Origin of the sequence: Klebsiella sp. BIGb0399 (genome assembly GCF_003752615.1) — a bacterium.
GTDB lineage: Bacteria > Pseudomonadota > Gammaproteobacteria > Enterobacterales > Enterobacteriaceae > Klebsiella > Klebsiella lignicola.
On record NZ_RKHT01000005.1, the window covers coordinates 1,934,799 to 1,948,092 of the forward strand.

General features: G+C 58.5%; 11 protein-coding genes. 1 reads left to right on the top strand and 10 read right to left on the bottom strand.

From position 1 onward, the window contains the following. Positions 1-65: 65 nt before the first annotated feature. Both menF and EDF82_RS09390 read right to left on the bottom strand, forming a co-directional pair. Positions 66-1,361 carry an isochorismate synthase MenF gene (gene menF, locus EDF82_RS09385; protein ID WP_123755222.1) on the bottom strand — a complete coding sequence of 432 codons (1,296 nt, stop codon included), beginning with the start codon at positions 1,359-1,361 and terminating at the stop codon, positions 66-68. A 163-nt stretch (positions 1,362-1,524) separates the two neighbouring features. Then, positions 1,525-1,986 (bottom strand): GNAT family N-acetyltransferase, encoded by a 462-nt coding sequence (locus EDF82_RS09390; RefSeq protein WP_123755223.1) that lies wholly within the window; start codon positions 1,984-1,986, stop codon positions 1,525-1,527. 52 nt (positions 1,987-2,038) lie between these two features. Between EDF82_RS09390 and rnz the strand changes: the two genes are divergently transcribed. Continuing rightward, positions 2,039-2,956, top strand: coding sequence for a ribonuclease Z (gene rnz, locus EDF82_RS09395; RefSeq protein WP_123755224.1), 918 nt, complete (start codon positions 2,039-2,041; stop codon positions 2,954-2,956). Positions 2,957-3,042: 86 nt separating this feature from the next. On the opposite strand, the gene nuoN is transcribed toward rnz, so the two are convergent. The 8 genes from nuoN to nuoG form a co-directional block, all read right to left on the bottom strand. Next, positions 3,043-4,500 carry an NADH-quinone oxidoreductase subunit NuoN gene (gene nuoN, locus EDF82_RS09400; protein WP_123755225.1) on the bottom strand — a complete coding sequence of 486 codons (1,458 nt, stop codon included), beginning with the start codon at positions 4,498-4,500 and terminating at the stop codon, positions 3,043-3,045. 6 nt (positions 4,501-4,506) lie between these two features. Further along, a complete protein-coding gene (gene nuoM / locus EDF82_RS09405; protein ID WP_123755226.1) occupies positions 4,507-6,036 on the bottom strand; it encodes an NADH-quinone oxidoreductase subunit M in 1,530 nt (509 codons plus the stop codon). A gap of 295 nt (positions 6,037-6,331) precedes the next feature. Further along, complete coding sequence (gene nuoL, locus EDF82_RS09410) at positions 6,332-8,173, bottom strand: NADH-quinone oxidoreductase subunit L (protein ID WP_123755227.1); 1,842 nt, start codon at positions 8,171-8,173, stop codon at positions 6,332-6,334. Continuing rightward, a complete protein-coding gene (nuoK, locus tag EDF82_RS09415) occupies positions 8,170-8,472 on the bottom strand; it encodes an NADH-quinone oxidoreductase subunit NuoK (RefSeq protein ID WP_100682775.1) in 303 nt (100 codons plus the stop codon). Before nuoK ends, nuoL begins: the two co-directional genes overlap by 4 nt. After that, the gene (gene nuoJ / locus EDF82_RS09420; protein WP_123755228.1) at positions 8,469-9,023 is read right to left on the bottom strand and encodes an NADH-quinone oxidoreductase subunit J; all 555 of its coding nucleotides are present in this window, start codon (positions 9,021-9,023) and stop codon (positions 8,469-8,471) included. Before nuoJ ends, nuoK begins: the two co-directional genes overlap by 4 nt. 10 nt (positions 9,024-9,033) lie before the next feature. Continuing rightward, positions 9,034-9,576, bottom strand: a complete 543-nt coding sequence (gene nuoI, locus EDF82_RS09425; protein WP_015365590.1) for an NADH-quinone oxidoreductase subunit NuoI — start codon at positions 9,574-9,576, stop codon at positions 9,034-9,036. A gap of 14 nt (positions 9,577-9,590) precedes the next feature. Then, the gene (gene nuoH, locus EDF82_RS09430; RefSeq protein WP_004865093.1) at positions 9,591-10,568 is read right to left on the bottom strand and encodes an NADH-quinone oxidoreductase subunit NuoH; all 978 of its coding nucleotides are present in this window, start codon (positions 10,566-10,568) and stop codon (positions 9,591-9,593) included. After that, positions 10,565-13,291, bottom strand: a complete 2,727-nt coding sequence (gene nuoG, locus EDF82_RS09435) for an NADH-quinone oxidoreductase subunit NuoG (RefSeq protein WP_123755229.1) — start codon at positions 13,289-13,291, stop codon at positions 10,565-10,567. Before nuoG ends, nuoH begins: the two co-directional genes overlap by 4 nt. Positions 13,292-13,294: the final 3 nt, after the last annotated feature.

The following is a 13,294-nucleotide window of genomic DNA, read 5'->3' on the forward strand; positions in this document are numbered from 1 at the left end:
GTATCAAATATTGAGGATAAGTATAGGTAATACAAAGCAATGGAGTATTGATATGGGTCGTTTATCTACGTTTTTGTCAGTAATAACGAACGCAGTCCTGCTGCCTTATTCTCGATTTCCTGCCACTCCTGCTGCGGATCGGAGCCGCTGACAATCCCGGCACCGGCATACAACCTGAGGGTGGCGTTGTCGACCTGCGCTGAACGCAGGGCCACGCAGAATTCGCTTTGCGCCCGCGACAGATAGCCTGCGGAGCCAGCGTACCATTGACGCCTGAAAGGTTCGTGACGGGTAATAAAATCCAGCGCCGCCCGGCGCGGCAATCCGGCGACCGCGGCGGTTGGCTGCAGCTGATGCAGACAGCGGGCATCGTCAGGTTGCTGCAGCTCGCCCCAAATGCAGCGGCGCAGATGCTGCACATTGCGCAGACGCATCACCTGCGGCGGCAGAACGTCCAGCGAGCGCACCTCATCCTGCATACGCTGGCAGATGTCCTCCACCACCAGCATATTTTCACGCTGGTTTTTATCATCTTTCATTAACCAGTCGGCCATGGCTTGCGCCTGCCGATCGTCGGCATGGCTGGCGACGGTCCCGGCCAGGGCTTCGGTGCGCAGCTGCGTCCCGCGCCGACGCCACAGCCGTTCCGGCGTGGAGCCAAAGAAAGCCTGCAGAGCGCTAAAAGCCATCATGAAATGAAAACAGTGGTGATTGCTGCGTCGGCTGGCGGCGACTACCGCCAGCGGATCGACCGGGGCGGCAAACTGCAGATCCGTGGCGCGCGCCAGCACCACTTTCGCCATCTCCCCGGCGGCGATTGCCGCGCTTGCCTGGCTAATCAAGGCACACCATTGTGGATAGTCCGGGAAATGCTGTTCGTGGAGCACCGCGGGTAACGTCGCGGGCGACGCCTGATCGGGAGTTAAAGTGGCCAGAAAGTCGCGGGCCGCGCGGGCCTCTTCGTGCAGTGAGACATCGCTCCACAACAGCAGGCGCAGGGTCGCTTTGCCCGCAACCCGTCGCCACTCCAGCCGCGGCAGAAACAGGCTGCCCTCCTGCGGACTGAACGCATTCAGGCCGCAAATACGCAGATCCTCAGAGGCCTGCTCCTGCAAAAACTGATGGGCCTGGCTCAGCGAGGTGAAGGTTTTTACCGCCCCAAGGGCGGCCAACTCTTCATCGCCCGAACGCTGCTGCCAGTAGAATTGCGGCCATTGCGCCTGATGACCGCACCACAGCAGCGGGTCAAAGGCATCATCAAGCGGGAAAGGTAGAGTAAAAATTCGCATGCCGGGTGACGTCGGGAAATCGTCGGTCAGACAGCCACGTAAGCGTTCCAGCGCAGTGGAAACAGACAGCACGCAAACCTCCACAGAATAAAAACCACAGATTATACGGGGTACTAGCCTGAAATTGCAGTACCCATAATGAGGGAGCGGCTTTTACGCCGGGCGGCGCTGCCAGCAAAGCTGGCAGGCTGAAGGTGAAAAAGTATAGATTCTTTAAGCGATGACGCGAATTCGTTTACCCGGCGCTGGCTTCGCGAGCCATACCAATATGGGGAATACCGTCTTCGTCGTACACTTCTGTCACCGGCTGAAAACCAAAGCTGGCATAGAAATTCTGCAGGTGTGCCTGGGCGCCGAGGTAGATCGCTTTTTGCGGCCAGTGCTGCTGGCAGCTCGCCACAGCCCGCTGCATCAACTGATTGCCCAGTTTCTCGCCGCGCGCCGCCGAACTGACGATAACCCGGCCGATCACCACCGGGTCAAATTCGTCGTCGCTTTTCAGGATCCGCGCGTAGGCCAGCAGCTCATCGCCCCGCCAGGCGAGAAGATGGCGGTTTTCGCCGACCAGATCGTCCCCATCGACATCCAGATAGGGGCAAGTTTGCTCAACGACAAACACCTCGCAACGCAGCTTCAGCAAGGCGTACAGCTGTGGAACGGTCAACTCTGCGTGGTGAAGATCCTGCCATGTAATCATCAACTGCTCCTGTATACTTGAGTTTTTCACCCGGCCCTGAGGACACTGGACGATGGAATTAACATTTTTGGGGACATCCGCAGGCGTGCCGACCCGTACGCGTAATATGACGTCTATCGTGTTGAATTTGCAACAACCAACGGCGGCGGAGATGTGGCTGTTCGATTGTGGAGAAGGGACCCAGCATCAGTTTCTCGACACCCCGTATCATCCCGGAAAACTGAACAAGATTTTTATCACCCACCTGCATGGCGATCACCTGTTCGGCCTGCCGGGCCTGCTGTGCAGCCGTTCAATGCAGGGCAACTCGCTGCCGCTGACGCTGTACGGGCCGACGGGGCTGAAGGAGTTTGTCGAAACCGCCCTGCGCCTGAGCGGCTCGTGGACCGATTACCCGCTGACGATTGTCGAAGTGGGGCCAGGTCTGGTGTTTGATGAAGGGGGATATCGGGTCAGCGCCTTTGCGCTCAATCACCCGGTGGAATGCTACGGCTACCGCATCGAGGAACACGCCAGACCCGGCACGCTGGATGCCGCCCGGCTGGTGACCGATGGCGTTCCGCCGGGGCCGTTATTCCAGCGCCTGAAACAGGGCGAGACCGTTGAGCTGGAAGACGGACGGCTGATTGACGGCAGCCAGTATCTCGGCCCGGCGACGCCCGGTAAGAAGCTGGCGATTTTTGGGGACACCGCGCCCTGCGACGCCGCGCTGGAGCTGGCGCGTGGCGTTGATCTGATGGTGCATGAAACGACGCTGGAGCAGGCGATGGCGGAAAAGGCCAATAGCCGCGGGCATTCCTCAAGCCAGCAGGCGGCGGCGCTGGCGCGCGATGCCGGGGTGCGCATGTTTATCGCCACCCACTTCAGTTCGCGCTATGACGCCGAGGGCTGCCAGCGTCTGCTGACGGAGTGTCGGGAGCTGTTTCCCCGCACGCTGCTGGCCGAAGATTTTATGGTCTACAGCCTGTAGCGCGTCGGACAATGGCCCGGACAAAAAGGCAAAAAAAATGCCTGTCAGTATTGCGACTGACAGGCATGATTTCAGGACCGTAGGGATTACATCAGCGGAGTTGCCAGCTGCACCAGGCTAATCAGCGGCTGCGGCCACACGCCGAGCAGCAGAACCAGCAGCGCAGAAATCAGCACCACGATACCGCCCGCGCTGTACTGCCAGTTCGACGGCGCATCGCGGTTCAGTTTATCCGGCGCGCTCAGGTACAGGCTCACCGCCACGCGCAGATAGTAGTAGAGGCCAATTGCCGAACCGAGCACCACCGCCCCGACCAGCCACCACAGGTGCGCATGCACACCGACCGCCAGCACGTAGAACTTACCGATAAAGCCCAGCGTCATCGGGATACCCGCCAGCGACAGCATCATCACCGTCATCACCGCCGACAGAATCGGACGGTGCCAGAACAGGCCGCGATAGGAGTACAGTGAATCGGCGTCCGGGCCACGATACGGGCTGGACATCAGGCTCACCACGCCAAACGCGCCGAGGCTGCTGAACAGATAGCCGGCCAGATAGACCCCGACCGCTTCCATCGACATTTCACCGCTCTGCAGGGCGATCAGCGCCACCAGCAGATAGCCGAGATGCGAGATAGAAGAGTAACCCAGCAGACGCTTGATATTGGTCTGGCTCAGCGCCATCAGGTTACCGAAGAGGATAGAGGCGAAGGCGATCAGCCCCAGCACCACGCGTACCGCTTCGCTATTGCCTACCGGCATGTACAGGAACAGACGCATAACGACGCCGAAGATAGCAATCTTGCTGGCGGTGGCCAGGAAGGTTGATACCGGCGCAGGTGCGCCCTGATACACGTCCGGCGTCCACAGGTGGAACGGCACCAGCGACAGTTTGAAGCCCAGGCCAACGATCATCAGACCCAGACCCGCCAGCAGCAGCGGTTCATGCAGGGTGTTATCGGCCAGGCTCTTGCCCAGCGCCAGGAACGACAGATTACCGGAGTTGGCATACACCAGCGCCATACCGAACAGCAGGAACGACGACGCTGCGGCAGACAAAATGGTGTATTTGATACTCGCTTCCAGCGACCTTTTCTGACGGAAGGCGTAGCCGACAAGGCCGAACAGCGGCAGAGAAATCAATTCAATACCGAGGAACAGCGCCGCCAGATGGTTGGCGCCCGCCAGCAGAATGCCACCCAGCGCGGCGATTAACACCAGCAGGTAGAACTCTTCTCTGTTGTCCTTGTACCCTTCCAGCCACGGGTACGCGAAGGTACAGGTGGCGAGACTCGCCAGCAGCACCAGCCCGGTATAGAGCATGGCGTAACCGTCGACGCGGATCAGCGGCGTGACGTCCATCGCGCCGTTCTGACCCACGAACCAGAGCGAGATCAGCGCGGCGTTCAGGCCGAGAACCGACAGCGTGGCATTGAGGAAATGATTGCGTCGCCACGCAATGGAGAGCATCACAACCACCACCGTCAAGCCGACGATCAGCAGCGGTAGCAGTGCGATCAGTTGTTGTGGAGTTATTGTCATGGCGAATTACGGCCTTGTAGTAGAAACAGAATTAACAAACCACTGCTGAATGTTGCTCATCGCAGCATGTGAGGTGTCCAGAATCGGCTGCGGGAAGAAGCCCAACAGCACCAGCAGAACCACCAACAGCAGAACAATCGACAGTTCACGCAGCGACATGCCCGGCAGATCCCGCGCCGCTATTTCACTCTTCGCTTTCCCGAAGTACGCCCGGTGCAGCATCGACAGCGAGTAGACGGAGGCGAATACCAGACCAAAGGTAGAGATCACGGTAATCACCGGCACCACTTTATAGCTGCCGAACAGAATCATAAATTCGCCGACGAAGTTACCTGTACCCGGCATCCCCAACGTCGCCACCGCAAAGAACATCGACAGCGCTGGCAGCCATTTAATTTTGCTCCACAGACCGCCCATCTGACGCATATCACGGGTGTGCAGGCGCTCGTACAGTTGGCCGCACAGGATGAACAGACCCGCCGCGGACAGGCCGTGGGCAATCATCTGAATCACCGCGCCCTGGTACGCCAGCTGGCTGCCGGTGTAGATAGCAATCAGTACGAAGCCCATGTGGGAGACCGAAGTGTAGGCAATCAGACGTTTGATATCGTACTGACAGAACGCCATCCACGCGCCGTAGAAAATACCGATAACGCCCAGCCACATCGCGATAGGAGCGAATTCAGCGGAGGCATTCGGGAACAGCGGTAAAGCGAAACGCAGCAGACCGTAGGCTGCGGTTTTCAGCAGGATCCCCGCGAGGTCAACGGAACCCGCAGTCGGTGCCTGGGAGTGGGCATCCGGCAGCCAGCCGTGCAGCGGCACAACCGGCATCTTCACCGCGAAGGCGATAAAGAAGCCCAGCATCAGCAGATATTCCACGCCGTGGGACATCGGGGTCTTCAGCAGCGCTTCGTAATCGAAGGTCCAGACGCCGGTGGCGTTGAAGTGCACAAATGCCAGCGCCAGGATGGCAATCAGCATCACCAGACCGCTCGCCTGGGTGTAGATGAAGAACTTGGTGGCCGCCGTGATACGCGTTTTACCGTCGGACGCCTTGTGGCCCCACAGCGCGATCAGGAAGTACATCGGCACCAGCATCATCTCCCAGAAGAAGAAGAACAGGAACAGGTCGATGGCAAGGAACACGCCGATAACGCCGCCCAGGATCCACATCAGGTTGAGGTGGAAGAAGCCCTGGTATTTTTCAATTTCGCGCCACGAGCACAGTACCGCCAGCACGCCAAGCAGACCGGTCAGCACCACCATCAGCAACGACAGGCCGTCGATAGCGAGGTGAATGCTGATACCGAAGCGTGGGATCCACGGCATGACAAATTCTGACTGCCACTGCGGAATACCCGCGGATTGCGTCAGAGAATAGCCGCCCTGCATCCACAGCTGCAGGCCAAGTACAAGCGTCAATCCCATGGTGATCAGCGCGATCCAGCGCGGCATCTTCACGCCAAAGCGTTCGGTCTGCCAGCACAGGAAGCCGCCGATAAAGGGGATTAATATCAACCAAGGCAATAACATGGTGATTTTTATTCCTTATTTAAGTCCCGTTCAGGCTATCTTACTCGTCATCGCGAACCACGGCTGTGCCCGCAATCCTCACGTACATCAGTACGCTGCGGTTGCTGTGCGCAGGCGGTGCCCACTTTGACTTCGCCGATAACGCCTGTCCTTTAAGACCTGATTTCAACGAATTCGATAATCATTCACTTCGTATTGCGGGTTTATTGTGTCGGATAGCACTGCGTTTATCCGATCGACAGTCCCGTAAGCCCGGCAAACTCAGCGCCGCCGGGCAACACAACGGTTCTCAAACTCAACGCAATACCATCAGCAGAGCCAGCACGATAACCGCGCCTACGCTCATGGATGCCACATACCAGCGCAGATACCCGTTCTCGCTGAACAGCAGGCCTTTACCTGCAAAGCGGGAGAGGATCGCCGGAATGTTCATCATGGCGTTCAGCGGGTCGCGTTTCAGCAGCCACGCGATGCCAAGGAATGGTTTCACGAACACCATGTCGTATAACCAGTCGAAGCCCCAGGCGTTGTACCACCAGGTGCCCAGCAGACGGCCCGGTGCGCTGTTGGCGATAGCCGTCACCAGCGTGCGTTTACCCAGCCACAGCCAGGCGGCAATCAGGATCCCGGCAATCGCGATAATCCCGGAAGTGATTTCCAGTGTCATCACGCGACCGTGCTCCAGTTCCGTGGTCTGCGGCAGGACGCCCTGCAGCGGCGGAACTATCAGCGCGCCAACGAAGGTCGACAGAACCAACAGCACGATCAGCGGCAGATGGTGGGTAATCCCCTTCCCTGCATGGGCGTGAATTTGTTCTTTACCGTGGAAGACGATGAAGATCATGCGGAAGGTATACAGCGAGGTCATAAACGCCCCGACCAGGCCCGCAACCATCAGATTGATATGACCGTTGGCCATCGCACCGGCGAGGATCTCGTCCTTACTGAAGAAGCCTGCGGTGATCAGCGGCAGTGCGGACAGCGCCGCGCCCCCGACCAGGAAGCAGACGTACACCAGCGGGATAGACTTACGCAGGCCGCCCATTTTGAAGATGTTCTGTTCGTGATGGCAGGCCAGAATCACCGAGCCGGACGACAGGAACAGCAACGCTTTAAAGAACGCATGGGTCATCAGGTGGAAAATCGCCGCATCCCACGCCTGCACGCCAAGCGCGAGGAACATGTAGCCAATCTGGCTCATGGTGGAGTAAGCGAGTACGCGTTTGATATCGGTCTGCACCAGCGCGGCGAAACCTGCCAGCACCAGCGTCACCGCCCCGACGATCCCGACCAGATGCAGAATTTCCGGGGTCATCAGGAACAGGCCGTGAGTACGGGCAATCAGGTAGACACCGGCGGTGACCATGGTCGCGGCGTGGATCAGCGCGGAGACTGGCGTCGGGCCAGCCATCGCATCCGCAAGCCAGGTCTGCAACGGCAGCTGCGCGGATTTACCAACCGCACCACCCAGCAGCATCAGCGTCGCCCAGGTCAACATATTGTTGCCGGCTTCGAAGTGTGCTGGCGCCAGTTCGACCATTTCGCGGAAGTTCAGGGTACCCAGTTCGTTGTAGAGGATGAATAGCGCGAAGGCGAGGAACACGTCACCGACACGGGTCACCACGAACGCTTTCATCGCTGCGGCACCGTTCTTCGGATCGGTATAGTAGAAACCGATCAGCAGATAGGAGCACAGACCCACCCCTTCCCAACCGAGGTACATCAACAGCAGGTTATCCGCCAGCACCAGAACTACCATGCTGGCAATAAACAGGTTGGTGTAGGCGAAGAAGCGGGAGTAGCCCTCTTCACCGCGCATATACCAGGAGGCGAACATGTGGATCAGGAAGCCCACGCCGGTGACCACGGAAAGCATGGTCAGCGACAGGCCATCCAGCACCAGGTTGAAGCCGATGTTGAAATCACCCACCGACATCCAGGTCCACAGCGGTACGCTGATCGCCTGTTTGCCGTTGGCAAAGAAGTCAACGCCGACAAACGCAGTGACCAGCGCCGCCAGCCCTACCGATCCCATTCCCACGGTGGCGGAGAGGTTTTCCGACCAGCGCCCACGGGAGAAGGAGAGCAGAACAAAGCCAATTAATGGCAGAAGTATGGTTAAGGCAAGCATGTTCATCCACGCAACTCACTTACTGAATCGATGTTCAGGTTCTGGCGGCGACGATGGAGCTGCAGCAACAGCGCCAGGCCGATACTCGCTTCCGCAGCCGCGAGGCTGATGGCGAGGATATACATTATCTGACCGTCAGTCTGGCCCCAGTAACTGCCTGCCACCACGAAAGCCAGCGCCGCAGCGTTGATCATGATCTCCAGGCTAATCAGCATAAACAGCAGATTGCGGCGGATGACCAGACCCGTCAGGCCGAGCACAAACAGGACAGCGGCGAGGATCAGCCCATGTGTTAAGGGAATCATGCGTGTTCCTCCGTTTTTCTTTTGTCGCTATCGTTCTGACGGTTGCTCAGCACTTCACCGACGCGCTCTTCGCGGCCGATGTGGAAGGCGACAACCAGACCGGCCAGCAGCAGCATGGAGGCCAGCTCCACCGCCAGGACGTACGGTCCAAACAGCGCAATGCCCACTTCTTTCGCGCTGATCGCTGTGCCATCAATACCCTGATCGTTCAGGCCCAGGATGGCATAGACGATAACCGCCAGCAGCACCGCAGACAAAATTGCCGGACCGATCCAGATCCCCGGCTGCAGCCATTTACGTTCCTGCTCGATTTCGCTGCCGCCCAGGTTCAGCATCATCACCACGAAGACGAAGAGCACCATGATGGCCCCGGCGTAAACGATGATTTCCAGCGCACCGGCGAAATACGCGCCCAGCGAGAAGAACACCCCGGCAATCGCCAACAGCGAAATAATCAGGTACAGCAAGGCGTGTACCGGATTGGTGTGGGTGATCACCCGCAGGGTTGCGAGGATGGCGATAAGGCCACAGATATAAAAAGCGAATTCCATTGCCCTCTCCTTACGGTAACAGGCTCTTGACGTCGATAGGCTTAGCTTCGTTCTCTGCTTCGCCCTTATCTTTGCCGTCGATTGCCATACCCGCCATCCGGTAGAAGTTATATTCCGGGTATTTGCCCGGACCGGAAATCAGCAGATCCTCTTTTTCGTACACCAGATCCTGACGCTTGTATTCGCCCAGTTCGAAGTCCGGGGTCAACTGAATCGCCGTGGTTGGGCACGCTTCTTCACACAGGCCGCAGAAAATACAGCGTGAGAAGTTGATGCGGAAAAATTCCGGGTACCAGCGGCCATCTTTGGTCTCTGCTTTCTGCAAAGAGATACAGCCTACCGGACACGCTACCGCACACAGGTTACAGGCAACGCAGCGCTCTTCACCGTCCGGGTCGCGCGTCAGCACGATACGGCCACGGTAGCGCGGCGGCAGATATACCGGCTCTTCCGGATACATCTGTGTTTCACGTTTGGCGAAGGCGTGCATCCCGATCATGCAGATACTGCGGACCTGGGTGCCGAACCCCACCAATAATTCTTTTAAGGTCATGGTCAATTCACCCCTTATTGCGCCTGCCAGAGAATGACAGCCGCCGTTACCAACAAGTTGATCAGCGTTAACGGCAGGCATACCTTCCAGCCAAAGGACATTACCTGGTCATAACGTGGACGCGGTAATGATGCGCGGATCAAAATGAACATCATCATGAAGAACGCGGTTTTCAGCGCGAACCAGATGAACGGAGGTAACCATGGGCCATTCCAGCCGCCGAAGAACAGCGTCACGATCAGCGCTGACACGGTGACAATCCCGATGTATTCACCCACGAAGAACAGACCGAACTTCATACCGGAATATTCAATGTGGTAACCATCGGCCAGTTCCTGCTCGGCTTCCGGTTGGTCAAACGGGTGACGGTGACAGACCGCAACGCCCGCGATGGCAAAGGTGACAAAACCAAAGAACTGCGGAATGACGTTCCACAGATGCGCCTGGTTGTTGACGATATCGCTCATGTTGAACGAGCCCGCCTGCGCCACCACGCCCATCAGCGACAGACCGAGGAACACTTCGTAGCTCAGGGTCTGCGCAGAAGCACGCATCGCCCCCAGCAGCGAGTATTTGTTGTTACTCGACCAGCCGGCGAACAGCACCGCGTACACCGCAAGGCCTGCCATCATCAGGAAGAACAGGATGCCGATGTTCAGGTCGGCAACCACCCACGTCGGGCTGACCGGCACGATAGCAAAGGCCAGCAGTAATGACGTGAAGGCGATAACCGGCGCCAGGGTAAAGATGACGCGGTCCGTAAAGCGCGGAACCCAGTCCTCTTTAAAGAACATCTTGATCATGTCGGCGACCAGCTGCAGTGAGCCTCCCCAGCCGACACGGTTCGGTCCGTAGCGGTTCTGGAACAGGCCCAGCAGACGACGTTCGCCAAAGCTCATGAACGCGCCGCAGGTCACCACCACCAGCAGAATGACAACGGCTTTCAGGATGCTTAACAGAATGTCGATGAGATCCGGTGTTAACCAACTCATGCTTTCGCCTCCTGCAGTGTGTCAATACGAACGCCGGTCAGTACCGGTGCAATGCCCGGCATGCCCATCGGCAAGCCAACCTGCCCGGCAGTCAGACCTGCCGAGACGATCAGCGGCAGGCTCAGCGCCTGGCCTTCAACGCTAAAGGAGAGCATCGCGCCATCGTTAACGCCAAGCTTAGCGGCATCTGCCGGGTTGAGCTTGATGTACGGCTGCGGCATGCGGCTCTGGAAGACCGGAGAACGCTGCGACAGCTCATCGCTGCCAAACAGATGGTAGTAAGGCGCAATACGCCATTTCCCTTCTTCCGCCTGGAAGCCGGCCGGCACCGCGGTGAAGTACTCAAGACCGCTGGCAGACGCTTCAATCAGACGCACGCCCGGATCGCCGTGACGCAGTTTCCCGCCCACTTCATCCTGGAACTTGTTCCACGCCTGCGGGGAGTTCCAGCCCGGCGCCCAGGCAAACGGAATTTGCGAACGCGGCGCGGACGGCTGGTTGTTCCCTTCCATCGAGAAAGCAAACATGGTGTCTTTATCTTGCGGCTGACGCGGCTCGTGCACGCTGATATTGGCGCGCATTGCCGTACGACCACTGTAACGATGCGGTTCACGGGCCAGCTTCTGCCCACGAATGCGGAAGGTGGCATCCGGCGCAGCATCTTTAATCCCCGCCAGCTGCGGCAGTTTCGCCACGGCAGCATCAATGACATGGTCCAGTTGGGTCCAGTCAACCTGACGGTTGTCGACGGTGCTGTGCAGGGAGTGCAGCCAGCGCCAGCTTTCCAGCATCACGGTATTAGCGTCGTAGTAAGCCGGGTCGTAAACCTGGAAGAAACGCTGTGCGCGGCCTTCGTTGTTCACCACCGTGCCATCGCTTTCGGCAAAGCTCGCGGCGGACAGTACCAGGTGGGCTTTGTCCATAATCGCGGTACGCTGATGGTCGATAACCATCACCAGCGGCGCTTTCGCCAGGGCAGCATCTACGCGCGCAGCGGAAGCATGACGGTGCAGATCGTTTTCCAGCACCACCACGGCATCGGCCGCACCGGTTTCCAGTTCGCTCAGCGCCGCTTCCAGAGAACCGCCGCCAATCATGCCCAGACCGACGCTGTTGACCGCGCGGGCCACCATGGTGACACCGACGTCAATGCCGCGACCTTTCAGCGCTTTCGCCACGTTTGCGGCGGCCTGAATGATTTCGATGCTGCCGGCGTTGGTCCCGGAGACAATCAGCGGTTTCTTCGCCCCGGCCAGCGCCTGGACGATAACGTCGATTTTGCCTTTCAGGTCGCTGCTCAGTCCGTCCACTGCCGGCGCGGAATCATCCAGCGCATGGGCGATGGCAAAGCCCAGGCGAGCCTGGTCTTCTACCGGCGCGCGGTAGGTCCACGCGGCGACATCGTCGAGACGGGTGTCATCAATATTGGTGACAAACAGCGGGTGTTTCGCACGTTGACCGATGTTGAGGATCGCCGCGATCTGCCAGTCAGCCACTTTCTGGGCCGCCGCCATTTCACGTGCTTTGCCTTTCACCGCCTGACGCACGGCCAGCGCGATGCGGGCGCCTGTCTGGGTAATATCTTCGCCCAGCACCAGAACCGCATCGTAGGATTCGATTTCGCGCAGCGCCGGGGTATGAATCCCGCCGTCACGCAGCACTTTCAGCATCATCTGCAGACGTTCCTGCTCTGCTTTGGCGATGCCGGTATAGAAGTTGTCTTCACCCACCAGCTCACGCAGCGCGAAGTTGCTTTCGATGCTGGCGCGTGGAGAGCCGATACCGATCACTTTTTTCGACTGACGCAGAATATCCGCAGCGCCCTGCATCGCCTGTTCGGCGTTGAGGGTAATCAGATCGTCGCCACGGCGCTGAACCGGCTGACGCGGACGGTCTTTCAGGTTCACATAGCCATAGCCGAAACGACCGCGGTCGCAGAGGAAGTAGCGGTTTACGGTACCGTTGTAACGGTTTTCGATACGACGCAGTTCGCCATAACGCTCGCCCGGGCTGATGTTACAGCCGATGGAACACTGCTGGCAGATGCTCGGGGCAAACTGCATATCCCATTTACGGTTATAGCGCTCGGAGTGCGTTTTATCGGTGAATACGCCGGTCGGGCAGACTTCTACCAGGTTGCCGGAGAATTCGCTTTCCAGCACGCCATCTTCCGGGCGACCAAAGTAGACGTTGTCATGCGCGCCATACACGCCCAGATCGGTGCCGTCGGCATAATCTTTGTAGTAACGCACGCAGCGATAGCAGGCGATGCAGCGGTTCATTTCGTGAGAGATGAACGGCCCCAGGTCCTGGTTGCGGTGGGTACGCTTGGTGAAACGGTAGCGGCGGAAGCTGTGACCGGTCATCACGGTCATATCCTGCAGGTGGCAGTTGCCGCCCTCTTCGCAGACCGGGCAGTCGTGCGGGTGGTTGGTCATCAACCACTCGACCACGCTCTCGCGGAACTGCTTCGCTTCGCCATCGTCAATAGAAATAAAGGTCCCGTCGGATGCCGGCGTCATACAGGACATCACCAGGCGACCACGCGTGTCTTCCGCGTTTTGATATTGCTTCACCGCACACTGGCGGCAAGCACCGACGCTACCGAGCGCCGGATGCCAGCAAAAGTAGGGAATATCAAGCCCAAGAGAGAGACAAGCCTCTAGCAGGTTGTCCGCTCCGTTGACCTCGTATTCTTTGCCATCTACATGAATCGTAGCCATTAG

Excerpts from the sequence above, each read along its gene's own strand:
- nuoH (WP_004865093.1), bottom strand. The coding sequence starts at position 10,568 with ATGAGTTGGTTAACACCGGATCTCATCGACATTCTGTTAAGCATCCTG.
- nuoK (WP_100682775.1), bottom strand. The coding sequence starts at position 8,472 with ATGATTCCCTTAACACATGGGCTGATCCTCGCCGCTGTCCTGTTTGTG.
- nuoI (WP_015365590.1), bottom strand. The coding sequence starts at position 9,576 with ATGACCTTAAAAGAATTATTGGTGGGGTTCGGCACCCAGGTCCGCAGT.
- nuoN (WP_123755225.1), bottom strand. The coding sequence starts at position 4,500 with ATGACAATAACTCCACAACAACTGATCGCACTGCTACCGCTGCTGATC.
- nuoM (WP_123755226.1), bottom strand. The coding sequence starts at position 6,036 with ATGTTATTGCCTTGGTTGATATTAATCCCCTTTATCGGCGGCTTCCTG.
- EDF82_RS09390 (WP_123755223.1), bottom strand. The coding sequence starts at position 1,986 with ATGATTACATGGCAGGATCTTCACCACGCAGAGTTGACCGTTCCACAG.
- nuoJ (WP_123755228.1), bottom strand. The coding sequence starts at position 9,023 with ATGGAATTCGCTTTTTATATCTGTGGCCTTATCGCCATCCTCGCAACC.
- nuoG (WP_123755229.1), bottom strand. The coding sequence starts at position 13,291 with ATGGCTACGATTCATGTAGATGGCAAAGAATACGAGGTCAACGGAGCG.
- nuoL (WP_123755227.1), bottom strand. The coding sequence starts at position 8,173 with ATGAACATGCTTGCCTTAACCATACTTCTGCCATTAATTGGCTTTGTT.
- rnz (WP_123755224.1), top strand. The coding sequence starts at position 2,039 with ATGGAATTAACATTTTTGGGGACATCCGCAGGCGTGCCGACCCGTACG.